At 72.0% G+C, this 13,796-nt stretch carries 12 protein-coding genes and 2 pseudogenes; 3 read left to right on the plus strand and 11 right to left on the minus strand.

What is annotated here, in order from left to right:
- Window positions 1-25: 25 nt before the first annotated feature.
- Together yczE and H4W31_RS39495 are read left to right on the plus strand one after the other, a co-directional pair.
- The gene (yczE, locus tag H4W31_RS39490; protein WP_225945921.1) at window positions 26-775 is read left to right on the plus strand and encodes a membrane protein YczE; all 750 of its coding nucleotides are present in this window, start codon (window positions 26-28) and stop codon (window positions 773-775) included.
- Between the two features lie 118 nt (window positions 776-893).
- Entirely contained in the window at window positions 894-1,349 is a 456-nt protein-coding gene (locus tag H4W31_RS39495; protein ID WP_192771250.1) for a hypothetical protein, read from the plus strand.
- Window positions 1,350-1,431: 82 nt separating this feature from the next.
- On the opposite strand, the gene hisF is transcribed toward H4W31_RS39495, so the two are convergent.
- The 9 genes and pseudogenes from hisF to hisD all read right to left on the minus strand — a co-directional run.
- Window positions 1,432-2,202, minus strand: a complete 771-nt coding sequence (gene hisF, locus H4W31_RS39500) for an imidazole glycerol phosphate synthase subunit HisF (RefSeq protein WP_192771251.1) — start codon at window positions 2,200-2,202, stop codon at window positions 1,432-1,434.
- Window positions 2,203-2,278: 76 nt separating this feature from the next.
- Entirely contained in the window at window positions 2,279-2,710 is a 432-nt protein-coding gene (locus H4W31_RS39505; RefSeq protein WP_192771252.1) for an organic hydroperoxide resistance protein, read from the minus strand.
- A 229-nt stretch (window positions 2,711-2,939) separates the two neighbouring features.
- A complete protein-coding gene (gene priA, locus H4W31_RS39510) occupies window positions 2,940-3,665 on the minus strand; it encodes a bifunctional 1-(5-phosphoribosyl)-5-((5-phosphoribosylamino)methylideneamino)imidazole-4-carboxamide isomerase/phosphoribosylanthranilate isomerase PriA (protein ID WP_192771253.1) in 726 nt (241 codons plus the stop codon).
- Between the two features lie 140 nt (window positions 3,666-3,805).
- On the minus strand, window positions 3,806-4,132 hold the full coding sequence (locus H4W31_RS39515) for a hypothetical protein (protein WP_192771254.1): 327 nt from the start codon (window positions 4,130-4,132) through the stop codon (window positions 3,806-3,808).
- 25 nt (window positions 4,133-4,157) lie between these two features.
- Window positions 4,158-4,808: an imidazole glycerol phosphate synthase subunit HisH gene (gene hisH, locus H4W31_RS39520; RefSeq protein WP_192771255.1), complete on the minus strand. Its 651-nt coding sequence runs from the start codon at window positions 4,806-4,808 to the stop codon at window positions 4,158-4,160.
- The gene (locus H4W31_RS39525) at window positions 4,808-4,978 is read right to left on the minus strand and encodes a hypothetical protein (protein WP_192771256.1); all 171 of its coding nucleotides are present in this window, start codon (window positions 4,976-4,978) and stop codon (window positions 4,808-4,810) included. The genes hisH and H4W31_RS39525 overlap by 1 nt, the downstream gene beginning before the upstream one ends.
- Window positions 4,978-5,589 carry an imidazoleglycerol-phosphate dehydratase HisB gene (gene hisB / locus H4W31_RS39530; RefSeq protein WP_192771257.1) on the minus strand — a complete coding sequence of 204 codons (612 nt, stop codon included), beginning with the start codon at window positions 5,587-5,589 and terminating at the stop codon, window positions 4,978-4,980. Before hisB ends, H4W31_RS39525 begins: the two co-directional genes overlap by 1 nt.
- A 143-nt stretch (window positions 5,590-5,732) precedes the next feature.
- Window positions 5,733-6,794, minus strand: a pseudogene (locus tag H4W31_RS39535) (histidinol-phosphate transaminase); the annotation flags it as partial.
- Window positions 6,795-6,907: 113 nt separating this feature from the next.
- Window positions 6,908-8,212: pseudogene (gene hisD / locus H4W31_RS39540) on the minus strand (histidinol dehydrogenase); the annotation flags it as partial.
- A 112-nt stretch (window positions 8,213-8,324) separates the two neighbouring features.
- On the opposite strand from hisD, the gene H4W31_RS39545 reads away from it, so the two are divergent.
- On the plus strand, window positions 8,325-9,089 hold the full coding sequence (locus H4W31_RS39545; RefSeq protein WP_192771260.1) for an LON peptidase substrate-binding domain-containing protein: 765 nt from the start codon (window positions 8,325-8,327) through the stop codon (window positions 9,087-9,089).
- Here H4W31_RS39545 and H4W31_RS39550 read toward each other — a convergent pair.
- Window positions 9,004-9,969, minus strand: coding sequence for a DUF2567 domain-containing protein (locus tag H4W31_RS39550; RefSeq protein WP_318783659.1), 966 nt, complete (start codon window positions 9,967-9,969; stop codon window positions 9,004-9,006). The two genes, H4W31_RS39545 and H4W31_RS39550, sit on opposite strands and share 86 nt — an antisense overlap.
- Before the next feature lie 170 nt (window positions 9,970-10,139).
- On the minus strand, window positions 10,140-13,679 hold the full coding sequence (gene dnaE / locus H4W31_RS39555) for a DNA polymerase III subunit alpha (RefSeq protein WP_192771261.1): 3,540 nt from the start codon (window positions 13,677-13,679) through the stop codon (window positions 10,140-10,142).
- Between the last annotated feature and the right edge of the window lie 117 nt (window positions 13,680-13,796).

Genomic DNA, 13,796 nt, shown 5'->3' on the forward strand with positions numbered 1-13,796 from the left:
TGGATTGGCCCTCAGAGTGGCACGCATGGCAATGATTGGCAACAGCGGTGACCGGCTCGTCCGGCGACTCGGGCAGCTCTACGTCGGTCTGGCGCTCTACGGGGTCAGCATGGCGTTGATGATCGAATCAACGCTCGGGCTCGATCCCTGGGACGTCTTCCACCAGGGGCTGTCCAGGCTCACCGGCGCGTCGATCGGCACCGTCACCATCGCCGTCGGCGCGCTCGTCCTGCTGCTGTGGATCCCGCTGCGCCAACGCCCCGGCCTGGGCACGCTGAGCAACGTCGTCGTGATCGGCCTGGCCGTCGACCTCGTACTGGCGGTCCTGCCGACCGTCGGCTCGCTGCCCGCCCGGATCGGCTTCGTCGTCGCCGGCATCCTGCTCAACGGCGTGGCGACCGGCCTGTACATCGGCGCCCGATTCGGCCCCGGACCGCGTGACGGCCTGGTGACCGGGTACGTCGCCCGCCGGCCGCACCGGTCCATCCGACTGGTCCGGACGGTCGTCGAGGTGACCGTTCTCGCGATCGGCTTCGTGCTCGGCGGAAAGGTGGGGATCGGCACGGTGGCGTACGCGCTCGCCATCGGTCCGCTCACGCACGTCTTCATTCCGATGTTCACCGTACGTCCCGTCGCCGCCGGGCCGGTGCCGCCGACGGGACCCCGGGCGACGCCGGAGACCGGGATCGGACAGTCGGCCGCCCGAGGACCGGAATCCGACAGCCGGGCCGTGGAGCCGGCCGGACCGGACGCCCGAACTGCACCGGTCCGCTGAAAAAGATCGTCGATCTGGACCGGATCGTCCCACGTGGAGGGCGGGTGGCCGGGGTTCGCCGGAATGAACGGGTGGCCAACGGTTCCGTCGGCCCGCGTCGCACGGCATCATTTCCCCCATGGGGGATGAGGGCTGGCGATGGTCCGACGCCTGGATCTTCGTATCGCTGATCATCGCGGGCGGCGCCGGTCGCCACCGACGTTCGAGCAGCACGCGGCGACCGGAAGGCGTCCGGCTCGCCGACGTGCTGTCCACGGCCGACCATCTCAACCGGGCCATCCCGGCCCGGCACGAGATCGAGGCCGCCGTGCGCCGCCTGGTCGGCGCGGGACTGATCACGGTCGCGGACGGTTGGTTCCGGGTCACCACGGCCGGAGAGCAGTTGTGGCGGACCCGCCCGCACGGCGGCCTCGCCACCACCGTGGAGACGGTGCACGGGGTGCTGACCCGCCGGCACGCCCCGGGCAGTCACGACTGGGAACTCGGCGAGGACGAGCACGCCGCCGCGGTCCAGGAGTACGCCGCCCGGTTCACCCTGCCGATGCCGCGCCGCTCCCCGGAGAACGGTTCCTGACCGGCCGCCGGGGATCTCGCCGCTCCCCGGAGAACGGTTCCTGACCGGCCGCCAGGGACCTCGACGGGTCCCGGGTGACCGGTCAGCGGACCGGATGTCCGGCGGCCTGTAGCGCGCCCTTGACCTCGCCGACGCTCAGCTCGCCGAAGTGGAAGACGCTGGCCGCGAGGACCGCGTCCGCGCCGGCCGTGACCGCCGGCGCGAAGTGCGCCACCGCCCCGGCGCCGCCACTGGCCACCACCGGCACGTCGACAACCTGCCGGACCGCGCCGATCAGCTCCAGGTCGAACCCGGCCTTGGTGCCGTCCGCGTCCATCGAGTTCAGCAGGATCTCCCCGGCGCCCAACTCGGCGACCCGGGCCGCCCAGTCGACCGCGTCGATGCCCGTGCCACGCCGGCCGCCGTGCGTCGTCACCTCGAACCCGCTGCGGGTGGAGGTGCCCGCCGGAGTCCGCCGGACATCGAGCGAGAGCACCAGCACCTGCCGCCCGAACCGCTCGGCGATCTCGGCGATCAGCTCCGGCCGGGCGATCGCGGCGGTGTTCACCCCCACCTTGTCGGCGCCGGCCCGCAACAGCACGTCGACGTCGGCGACCTGTCGCACTCCCCCGCCGACGGTGAGCGGGATGAACACCGACTCGGCGGTGCGGCGTACCACGTCGAGCATGGTGCCGCGATCGTCGGACGAGGCCGTGACGTCGAGGAAGGTCAGCTCGTCGGCGCCGGCCTCGTCGTACGCCGCCGCCAGCTCGACCGGGTCACCCGCGTCCCGCAGGTCGACGAAGTTGACCCCCTTGACCACCCGACCGGCGTCCACGTCCAGACAGGGAATCACCCGTACCGCCACCGTCATACGGCGAGCCTAGCCAGCGCCGCCGACGGAGCGCAGGACGAATCCAGCCGGCGGGACGGACCCGGAGCGGGGCCGTTCACCCCTGCCCGTCCCCCGCCACCGCCAGGGTCACCTCGACGTTGCCCCGCACCGCGTTGGAGTACGGGCACAGCTCGTGCGCCTTCGCCGTCAGCTCGCGCACCACGTCCCGGTCGACTCCGGGTACGTCGACGGTGAGCGTGACGGCCAGGCCGAAACCACCGGTGTCGGCGCGGCCTATCCCCACCTGCGCACTGACGCTGGAGCCGGCGAGGTCGACCCCGGTCCGCCCGGCCAGCCGTCGCAGCGCCGAGTGGAAACACGCCGCGTAGCCGGCGGCGAAGAGCTGCTCCGGATTGGTCGCACCGCCCTCGCCACCCATCTCCTTGGGAACGGCGAGGTCGAGCGCGAGGATGCCGTCCGAGGTGGCGACGTGACCCTCCCGACCCTCGCCGGTGGCACGGGCCTGGGCGGTGTAGAGCACCCGCATTGTCGCTCACGTCTCCTTCCGGCACCGGTCGCCACGTGCCGGCCGGGGCCTGACTGGGCCGGGGCCGGCCGGCAACCTGGCTGGCCGGGCCCCGCCGGCCGTGCTGGCCGGTCGGCCCAAGATACGCCTCGGCACCGCCCTCGACCAGGCACCCGGATGATCAGGTGACCAGTCCCTCAGCTGTGCTCCGGACCGCGTCGCACCCGGCCAGCGTCGCACCCGACCAGCGTCAGGGCTGCGCCAGTACGGCGAGAGCCTGCGCGACGGTGAACGCCCCGGCGTAGAGCGCCTTGCCGGCGATCACGCCCTCGACCCCGATCGGCTCCAGTGCGGCGAGCGACCGCAGGTCGTCCAGTGTGGATACGCCGCCGGAGGCGATCACCGGGGCGTCGGTACGGGCACAGACCTCTCGCAGCAGCTCCAGGTTCGGTCCACGCATCGTGCCGTCCTTGGTGATGTCGGTCACCACGTACCGCGTCGCGCCCGCCTTGTCCAGCCGCTCCAACACCTCGAACAGGTCGCCGCCGTCCCGGGTCCAGCCCCGGGCCGAGAGGGTACGGCCGCGCACGTCCAGCCCGATCGCCACCCGGTCGCCGTACTCGCCGAGCACCCGGTCACACCAGAGTGGGTCCTCCAGCGCGGCGGTGCCGATGTTCACCCGCGCCGCCCCGGTGCCCAGGGCCGCCAACAGCGACTCGTCGTCGCGGATCCCACCGGACAGCTCCACCCGGACGTCGATCCGGCGGACCACGTCGGCGAGCAGGTGCGCGTTCGAGCCCCGGCCGAACGCGGCGTCGAGGTCGACCAGGTGAATCCAGTCGGCACCGTCGCGCTGCCAGGCCAGCGCCGCCTCCAACGGGTCGCCGTAGCTCGTCTCGCTGCCGGCGGCGCCCTGGATCAGACGGACGGCCTGGCCGTCCGCGACGTCGACGGCGGGAAGCAGGGTCAGGCTCAAGGTGTTCTCCTCGGTCGGCTGGCGCGGTTGTCGGATCGGATGTCGTCCGGTCCAGCGATCAGGCTCGCCGTCCCAGCACTCGGGTCGGTCGGTCCGGCGTTCGGGTCCGCCGGCCCGGCACTTCGGTTCGTCCTCCGGCGTCAGGTCCGCCGGCCCAGGGCGATCACCACGACCGCCGGCAGCACCAGCAGCAGCAGCGCGATCAACCCGAGACGCAGGGCCAGGTCGTCGACCAGCAGCCAGATGACCGCCAGCGCCGTCAACGAGAGTACGACCACCCCGGCCCGCTCGCCCCGGCTGCGCCGGACGAAGATCCGCCCGGTACGCCGGTCGGGCAGCCGGGGCGTGAGCCGGCGCAGCAGCGCCCGCCGACGCTGGCGACGGGACACCGCACGGGCCCGCACGGCCCGATCCCGCTCTGCCTCGGCCAGCCGTACCGCCCGGCGCCTGGCTCGTTCCTTGCTCACCGGACCGCCCCGGACGGGTCCGCGCTCACAGCGTGGCCAGCCAGTTGCGGAGCAGGATCCGGCCCGTCTCGCCGGACTTCTCGGGATGGAACTGGGCGGCCGACAACGGCCCCCGCTCCACCGCCGCGACAAACCGCGACTCGTGCTCGGCCGTCGTCGCCAGCGCACCGGCCTCGGCCAGTACCGCCGTGTCGGTCGAGGCGTACGAGTGCACGAAGTAGAAGCGGGCCCCGGAGGGCAGGTCCGCGAAGAGCCGCGTTCCGGGCGACGGCGCGACGGTGTTCCAGCCCATGTGCGGCACCCGCCGGGCGGCGAGCCGGGTCACCCCGCCGGGCAGCAGCCCGAGACCCTTGGTGACCACGCCGTGCTCCTCGCCGTACTCGAAGAGGACCTGCATGCCGACGCAGATGCCCAGCACCGGACGGCCCGCCGCGACCCGCTCGGCGATCACCGGACCGGCCCGGAGTGCCTCGATGCCGGCCATGCAGGCGGCGAAGGCACCCACCCCCGGCACCACCAGCCCGTCCGCGCCGGCCGCCGCGGCGAGGTCGTCGGTGACGGTGACCTCGGCACCGGCCCGGGCCACGGCACGCTGGGCGGAGCGGAGATTGCCCGAGCCGTAGTCCAGGACCACGACGGTGGGCGGCCGGCCCGGGACGGCGGGCGAGCCGGTCATCAGCCGTCTCCGGGAACCAGATACAGCACGCCACCGGCGGTGGCGAGCAGCGCGAGGGCGCCGACGATCAAGAGTGCGCCCCGGGGCGCACCCTGGCGGTGCAGCGACCAGGCGCCGCCGATCAGCACGCCGCCCAGGGCGAACAGCAGCACCGGCAGTACCGCGCCCATCAGAGCAGTCCCTTGGTGCTCGGGATCGCGCCGGCCGACCGGGCGTCGATCGCCACGGCCTCGCGCAGCGCCCGGGCCACCGCCTTGAACTGCCCCTCCACCACGTGGTGGGCGTCCGGATGCCCACCCGGCCGGGCGGCCCGGAGCACGGACACGTGCAGGGTCATCCGGGCCGACTGGCCGAACGACTCCCAGATGTGCCGGGTCATGCTGGTCGGATAGACCGGCCCGATGTACGGCGCCAACGCGGGCTCGTCGTGCACCACGTACGGCCGGCCGGAGAGGTCGACGGCGGCCCGGACGAGCACCTCGTCCATCGGAATGGTCGCCGACCCGTACCGCCGGATGCCCGCCTTGTCGCCGAGCGCCTGGTCGAAGGCCGCGCCCAGGGCCAGCGAGGTGTCCTCGATCGTGTGATGTGCATCGATCTCCAGATCGCCGACCGTGTGCACGGTCAGGTCGAAACCGCCGTGCCGGGCGATCTGGTTGAGCATGTGGTCGTAGAAGCCGACTCCGGTGATGATGTCGGCCTGACCGGTGCCGTCGAGATCCAACTCGACGAGGACCTTGGTCTCGGCCGTGGTCCGCTCGACCCGGGCGGTTCTGCTCACGGTAGGACCTTTCGCTGTTCGGGTAGCTCGACTCACTGTTCGGGATCGGTCGACGCCGCCTCCGGGCCGCTCGACGCCGGCCCGGGACGGGTCGACGCCGATCCGGGGCCGATCGGGTCGGACCCGGGACCGGTCGCCCATGAGTCTAAGGCGGCCAGGAAGGCGTCGGTCTCCTGCGGCGTGCCGGCGGTGACCCGCAGCCATCCGGGCAGCCCGACGTCGCGGACCAGCACACCCCGGTCGAGCAGCGCCCGCCAGGCCACCCGCTGGTCCCCGCCGACGGCGAACAACACGAAGTTGGCGTCGCTGTCGGCCACCGCTCGACCGCCGGCCCGCAGGCCGGCCACGATCCGGTCCCGCTGCTCCTTGATCGCCTGCACCGTGCCGAGCAGGATTTCCCGGTGGGCCAGCGCTGCCCGGGCCGCGGCCTGGGTCAGCGCCGAGAGGTGGTACGGCAGCCGGACGAGTTGCACCGCGTCGACCACCGCCGGATCGGCGGCGAGGTAGCCCAGCCGCCCACCGGCGAAGCCGAACGCCTTACTCATGGTCCGGGTCACCACCAGGCGGGGATGGCCGGGCAGCAGGGCCAGCGCGGTCGGCGTACCGGCACGGGCGAACTCGGCGTACGCCTCGTCCACCACCACCATGCCGGGCGCCTCGGCGAGCACCGCGTCGATCACCGCCGGATCCAGCGCGGTGCCGGTCGGGTTGTTCGGCGAACAGAGGAAGACCAGGTCGGGCCGGTGCTCGCGGACCTGCGCCACCGCGTCGGCGGCGGTCAGGCCGAAGTCGGCCCCCCGGTGGCCGTCCCGCCAGCCGGTACCGGTGCCGGTGGCGAGCAGCGGATGCATCGAGTACGCCGGGGTAAAGCCGAGCGCAGTCCGCCCCGGACCGCCGAAGACCTGGAGCAGTTGCTGCTGGATCTCGTTCGACCCGTTCGCCGCCCAGACGTCGGCGGTACTCAGCCCGTGTCCCAGGTAGTCGGCCAGGTCGGCGCGGAGCGCCACGGCGTCCCGGTCCGGATAGCGGTTGAGGTCCCGCAGCTCGGCCGCGACCGCCTTGCCGATCGCCTCCACCACCGGCTCCGGCAGCGGGTACGAGTTCTCGTTGGTGTTCAGCCGCACCGGCACGTCGAGCTGCGGTGCGCCGTACGGACTGCGACCGCGCAGGTCGTCGCGAATGGGGAGATCGTCCAGCGAGGTCACGCCGACGGCCCGCCCGGGGACTCGATCGCCGACGCCCCGGCCGGGGAGCCGAACCCGTCCGACGACTCGATCGCCGACGCCCCGGCCGGGGAGCCGAACCCGTCCGACGACTCGAACCGCACCCGCACCGCCTGACCGTGCGCGGGCAGGTCCTCCACGGTGGCCAGGGTCACCACGTGCCGGGCGGTGTCCCGGAGCGCCGCCTCGTCGTACTCGATGATGTGGACGCCGCGCAGGAAGGACTGCACCGAGAGGCCGGAGGAGTGCCGGGCACAGCCACCGGTCGGCAGCACGTGGTTGGAGCCGGCGCAGTAGTCGCCCAGCGACACCGGCGCGTACGGCCCGACGAAGATCGCCCCGGCGTTCCGGACCCGCATCGCCCACTCGCGGGCGTTCCGGGTCTGGATCTCCAGGTGCTCGGCGGCGTAGAGGTCGACCACCCGCAGCCCGGCTTCGAGATCGTCGACCAGCACCGCGCCGCTCTGTGGACCGGTCAGCGCCGTGCCGACCCGGTCCGCGTGCTTGGTCTCCGGGACCTGCCGGCGCAGTTCCCGCTCCACCGCCTCGACCAGCTCGACCGACGGGGTGACCAGTACGCTCGCCGCGAGCGGATCGTGCTCCGCCTGGCTGATCAGGTCGGCGGCGACGTGCACCGGATCGGCGGTGTCGTCGGCGAGTACGGCGATCTCCGTCGGTCCGGCCTCGGCGTCGATGCCGACCACACCGCGCAGCAGTCGCTTGGCCGCGGTGACCCAGATGTTGCCCGGTCCGGTGATCATGTCGACGGGATCGCAGTGTTCGCTCCGCGCCGCGTCGGTCCACGAGCCGTACGCCAGCATCGCCACCGCCTGGGCGCCGCCGACCCCGTAGACCTCGTCGACGCCGAGCAGCGCGCAGGCGGCCAGCACCCGGGCGTCGGGCAGGCCGCCGTTCTCCGCCTGCGGCGGGCTCGCCACCACCAGCGACCGGACCCCGGCCGCCTGGGCCGGCACCACGTTCATCACCACGGTCGACGGGTACATGGCCAGGCCGCCGGGGACGTAGAGGCCGACGCGGTCGACCGGGATCCACCGCTCGGTGACGGTGCCGCCGGGGACCACCTCGGTGGTGAGGTCGACCCGCCGCTGGTCGGCGTGCACCCGGCGGGCCCGGTCGATGCTCTCTACCAGGGCCTCCCGGACCTCCGGCTCCAGCATCGCCTCGGCCTGCATGATCACCTCGGTCGGCACCCGGAACCGGTCCAGCCGCAGCCCGTCGAGGCGATGGGTGGCGTCCTGGATCGCCGCGAACCCATGCTCGCGGACCGCCTCCACGATCGGGCGGATCCTGTCCACCGCGACGGACACGTCAAGCTGGGCACGGGGCAGCAGCGCGCGCGGGTCGCGCCAACCTCCGCGCAGGTCGATCCGGTTCAACACCCTTGGGAGTCTATTCGCCGGCCACGGATCGCCACGCCGCCCGTCCAGCGGGCGGGACGGTGAGCCGAGCCACGTCCGTTCACTGCCGGCCGGTACGGGCTAGGCTCGACCGGTGGATGCGCGGCTGCCGGTGTTTCCGCTCGGGACGGTGCTCTTTCCCGGCCTGGTACTACCGCTGCACATCTTCGAGTCCCGGTACCTCGAACTGATGCAGCACCTGATCAATCTGCCCGACGGCACGCCCCGGGAGTTCGGCGTCGTCGCCATCCGCAGCGGCGGGTCGGCCCCGGTCGCCGCCGGCCCGGACCAGGAGCGGCACGCCGGGCCGGAGCAGTCGCCGGGGCGACCGGAGCAGTCGGAGCCCTCCGCACGGCAGCCGGACGGCGCTCCGGTGACCCTGCACGAGATCGGCTGCACCGCCGAACTCCGCCAGGTGACCGAGCTGCCCGACGGCCGGCTGGACGTGGTCACCGTGGGCCGCCGGCGGTTCCGGATCGCGGAGGTCGACGAAGAGTCGACGCCGTACCTGACCGCCGAGGTGGAGTGGCTGCCCGAGCCCACCGGCCAGGAACAGCTCGCCGATCTGCTCGCGCCCCGGGTGCTGGCGGTGTTCCGACGCTATCTCACGCTGGTCCGGGACGACGAGGACGAGGTCACGGAGCAACTGCCGGACGACCCGACCGTGCTGTCGCACCTGGTGGCGGCCACCGCCGCGCTGACCCTGACGGACCGGCAGCGGCTGCTGGCCACCCCGGACACCGCCGGCCGGCTGACCGCGGAGCTGCGCCTGCTCAACCGCGAGGCGGCTCTGCTGCGTCAGGTCCGGGCGGTGCCGGTGTCGCTGTCGGACCTGGCGGTACCGGCAAGTCCCAACTGAGCACGGTCGGGGCGGGCTCGGCCTCGGGCCGCAGTCCCGGATACCGGGACCAGCCGGCCAACAGGGTGTACATCACGGCGGCGCCGAACGCCGGCACCAGCAGGTCCTGGATCCGGGGAATGAACCCGAGCACCATCTCGAACTGCCCGCCGTGCAGGTCCGGCGGTTTCGAGAACGTCTCGCCGGGCGGTGCGGTCTGCAACAGCCGCTCGTAACCGGAGAGGCCGATCTGCCGCCCGACCTGCCAGGCCAGCACCGCCGCACCGATCATCCCGAGGACGACCAGCAGCAGTCCGAGCGGACCCCGGTACCGGCGCAGCAGCAGCCACACCGCGATCGCGGCCAACACCCCCAGGCCGAAGCCGAGCAGGCTGAACCAGCCGTCGGCGGCGATGAACTCCTCCGGCTGTGGCTGGGCCAGCAGCGCGCCGTCGTCGGTCTGTACCACCGGCACCCCGGGTGCGAGGGCCGACCAGATCAGCCCGAGCGGGAGTCCCAGCAGGATCATCACCAGCAGCGCGACGGCGCTGACCGCGAGGCCCCGGAGCAGCCCGCCGCCCGCCGGGGAGTCGCCGGAAGCGGCGCCGAACCCGGCGGCGGCCGGGTCGTGCCCGAAGTCCGGCCGGCCGGCCGGATCCGGTCCGGGCCAGGCCAGCGGATCGAGATCGGTTCCGGACCCGGAAGTCGTGCCGGGTCCGACCGGAGGTTCCGGATGCCCTGGTACGGACCCGGCCGGGGTACGTCGTTCCGCCTCGCCGCCCGGCGGTCCACCGGTGGTCGGCGGGGCCGGAAAGGTCGGGGCAGGCGTCGACGGGGCGGCGGGGCGGCCGTCGTCCCCATCGCCGAGCGGGCCTTCGGGATGGGAGTTTGCCGGGCTCACCGGATGATCCTCTCAGGCGGGGTGGACCGGCCGGGGCCCGGATCCGGAGAACGGCTCAGGACAGGGGTGATCCGGAGCCCTCGCCGTCACCCGGGCGCCCCGGCAGCCCGGATGTTGGGAAGGGCCCCTTCCTATACAGAAAGCGATAGGAAGGGGCCCTTCCTTGCACCTCAGCCGGCGACGGCGCTGGGGCCGAGCAGGGCCTTGAGGTCGGCCATCAGCGCGGTGGTCGGGGCCACCCGGAGGGGGCTGAGCCGGAGCAGGGTGGCCCGGGAGCCGTTGATCAGTTTGACGTGCACCTCGGCCGAGCCGGGATGGCTGGTCAGCACCTCGCGGAGTCGTTCGACCAGAGGTGGGGTGCAGCGGGACGGCGGAAGGGCGAGGACGATCGGCTTGACCTCGTCGGCGGCGGTGATCTCCGGCATGGAGAGGTCCATGGCCATCATCCGGGGCTGATCGTCCCGGCGGTCGACCCGGCCCTTGACGACGACGATCGCGTCCTCGGCGATGTACTGGCCGACCAGTTCGTAGGTGTTCGGGAAGAACAGCACCTCGACCGCCCCGCCGAGGTCCTCCAGGGTGGCCGACGCCCAGGCCCGGCCCTGCTTGGTGATCCGTCGCTGGACCCCGGAGAGGATGCCGGCCAGGTTCACCACCGCACCGTCGCTGACCGCGCCCTCCTCGGCGAGCGTGGCGATGGACATGTCCGCGGCGGCGGCGAGGACGTGCTCCACGCCGAACAGCGGATGGTCGGAGACGTAGAGGCCGAGCATCTCCCGTTCGAAGGTGAGCAGGTCGGTCTTGTCCCACTCCGTGGTCGGGATCGGCGGGGTGACCACCATGCCGCCGCCGGCACCACCGTCGCCACCGCCACCGAAGGCGTCGCCGAACAGGTCGTACTGGCCGACCGCCTCGTTGCGCTTCAGCGCGATGAACGAGTCGATCGCGTCGGTGTGTACGGCGAGCAGCCCCTTGCGGGTGTGCCCGAGCGAGTCGTAGGCGCCGGCCTTGATCAGCGATTCCATCGTCTTCTTGTTGCAGGCGACGGCGTCGACCTTGCGCAGGTAGTCGTAGAAGTCGGTGAACCGGCCCTTCTCCTTGCGGGAGCGGCGGATCGACTCGACCACGTTCGTGCCGACGTTGCGGACGGCGGCCAGCCCGAACCGGATGTCGGTGCCGACGGCGGCGAACCGGGCGTTGGACTCGTTGACGTCCGGCGGCAGCACCTTGATGCCCATCCGCCGGCACTCGGCGAGGTAGACCGCCGACTTGTCCTTGTCGTCGCCGACCGAGGTCAGCAGCGCGCTCATGTACTCGGCCGGGAAGTTGGCCTTCAGGTAGGCGGTCCAGTAGGAGACCACCCCGTACGCGGCACTGTGCGCCTTGTTGAAGGCGTAGTCGGAGAACGGGACCAGGATGTCCCAGAGCGTCTTGATCGCCGCGTCGCTGTAGTTGTTGGCCTTCATGCCGGCGGCGAACGGCTTGAACTCCTTGTCGAGGATCTCCTTCTTCTTCTTGCCCATCGCCCGGCGGAGCAGGTCCGCGGCGCCGAGGGTGTACCCGGCGACCTTCTGGGCGATCGCCATCACCTGCTCCTGGTAGACGATCAGCCCGTAGGTGTCGCCCAGGATCTCGGAGAGGGACTCGGCCAGCTCGGGGTGGATCGGCACCACCGGCTTGCGGTTGTTCTTCCGGTCGGCGTACTCGTTGTGCGCGTTGGCGCCCATCGGGCCGGGCCGGTAGAGCGCGCCGACGGCCGAGATGTCCTCGAAGTTGTCCGGTGCCATCGAGCGGAGCAGGGCCCGCATCGGGCCGCCGTCGAACTGGAACACCCCGAGGGTGTCGCCCCGGCCGAGCAGGGCGTACGTCGCCTTGTCGTCCAGCGGCAGGTCCTCCAGGACCAGGTCGATCCCCCGGTTGTCCCGGATGGCGTCCAGCGCGTCGTCCATGATGGTCAGGTTGCGCAGGCCCAGGAAGTCCATCTTGAGCAGGCCGATGGTCTCGCAGGCACCCATGTCCCACTGGGTGATGATCGAGCCGTCCTGCTCGCGCTTGTGGATCGGCAGCACGTCGAGCAGCGGGTCCCGGGACAGGATGACGCCGGCCGCGTGTACGCCCCACTGCCGCTTGAGCCCCTCCAGCCCCTTGGCGGTGTCGACGATCTTCGCCACCTCGGCGTCACCGTCGTAGAGCTGGCGGAACTCGGCCGCCTCCTGGTAACGCTGGTGGTTCGGGTCGAAGATGCCGCCGAGCGGGATGTCCTTGCCCATCACCGCCGGGGGCATCGCCTTGGTGATCCGGTCACCCATCGCGAACGGGTAGCCGAGGACCCGGGCCGCGTCCTTGATCGCCGCCTTCGCCTTGATCGTGCCGTACGTAATGATCTGCGCGACCCGCGCCTCGCCGTACTTCTCGGTGGCGTAGCGGATCATGTCACCGCGCCGACGCTCGTCGAAGTCCATGTCGATGTCGGGCATCGAGACGCGGTCGGGGTTGAGGAACCGCTCGAAGAGCAGGCCGTGCGCCATCGGGTCCAGTTCGGTGATGCCCAGCGCGTACGCGATCAGCGCGCCGGCCGCCGAGCCACGGCCCGGTCCGACCCGGATCCCCTCCCGCTTGGCGTACGCGATGAGGTCGGCGGTGACCAGGAAGTAGCCCGGAAAGCCCATCGTGATGATCACGTCGAGCTCGTACTCGGCCTGCTTGCGGCGGTCCTCCGGAATGCCGCCCGGGAACCGCCGCTCCAGCCCGCGCAGCACCTCCTTGCGGAGGTACGTCTCCTCGGTCTCCCCGGCCGGGATCGGGAACTGCGGCATCAGGTTGCGCGAGGCGAACACCGTCGAGTAGTCGCCGATCTTCTCGGCGATCTCCAGGGTGTTGTCGCAGGCCCCGGGGACCTCGGCGTCCCAGAGTGCGCGCATCTCGGCCGGCGACTTCAGATAGAAGTCCCGGGCGTCGAACCTGAACCGCTTCGGGTCGGCCATCGTCGACCCGGACTGCACGCAGAGCAGCACCTCGTGCGCGTCCGCGTCCTTGGCGTACGTGTAGTGCAGGTCGTTGGTGGCCACCGGCTTCAGGTTGAGCTTCTTGCCCAGCCGGATCAGGTCCTGCCGGATCCGGGTCTCGATGTCGAGCCCGTGGTCCATCACCTCGAGGTAGTAGTTGTCCGCCCCGAAGATGTCCCGGAACTCCGACGCCGACTCGCACGCCTTCTCGAAGTTGCCGATCCGCAGCCAGGTCTGCACCTCGCCGGACGGGCAGCCGGTGGTGGCGATGATGCCCTTGCCGTACTCGTGCAGCAGTTCCCGGTCGGCGCGCGGCTTGTAGAAGTAGCCCTCCAGGCTCGACCGGGACTGCAACCGGAACAGGTTCCGCAGCCCCTCGGCGTCCGCCGCCAGCATCGTCATGTGGGTGTACGCGCCACCGCCGGAGACGTCGTTCTCGCCGCCGTCGGCCCAGCGGACCCGGGTCCGGTCCCGACGGTCCGTCCCCGGAGTCAGATAGATCTCACTGCCGATGATCGGTCTGACCCCGGCGGCCGTGGCCTGCTTGTGGAAGTCGTACGCGCCGAACAGGTTGCCGTGGTCGGTCATCGCCAGCGCCGGCATGCCGAGCCGGTCCGTCTCGGCGAACAACTCCTTGAGTCGGGCCGCCCCGTCGAGCATCGAGTACTCGGTGTGCACATGAAGGTGCACGAACGAGTCAGACACCCAGGGCCCCCTTCCCTCACGCGGCTGCCGGCCGACCCGCCAACCCACCGGTCGACGGCGGCTACCGGTCACCCAGCGACGCATCCCCCACGGCACCACCGCCGCACCTGGCGTACG

The sequence above is a fragment of the Plantactinospora soyae genome (genome assembly GCF_014874095.1).
Classification (GTDB): domain Bacteria; phylum Actinomycetota; class Actinomycetes; order Mycobacteriales; family Micromonosporaceae; genus Plantactinospora; species Plantactinospora soyae.

Bases quoted from the DNA above. Each gene is read 5' to 3' on its own strand.
- hisF (WP_192771251.1), bottom strand. From the start codon at position 2,202: ATGACGGTGGCGGTACGGGTGATTCCCTGTCTGGACGTGGACGCCGGT.
- H4W31_RS39505 (WP_192771252.1), bottom strand. From the start codon at position 2,710: ATGCGGGTGCTCTACACCGCCCAGGCCCGTGCCACCGGCGAGGGTCGG.
- yczE (WP_225945921.1), top strand. From the start codon at position 26: ATGGCAATGATTGGCAACAGCGGTGACCGGCTCGTCCGGCGACTCGGG.
- H4W31_RS39495 (WP_192771250.1), top strand. From the start codon at position 894: ATGGGGGATGAGGGCTGGCGATGGTCCGACGCCTGGATCTTCGTATCG.
- hisH (WP_192771255.1), bottom strand. From the start codon at position 4,808: ATGACCGGCTCGCCCGCCGTCCCGGGCCGGCCGCCCACCGTCGTGGTC.
- H4W31_RS39525 (WP_192771256.1), bottom strand. From the start codon at position 4,978: ATGGGCGCGGTACTGCCGGTGCTGCTGTTCGCCCTGGGCGGCGTGCTG.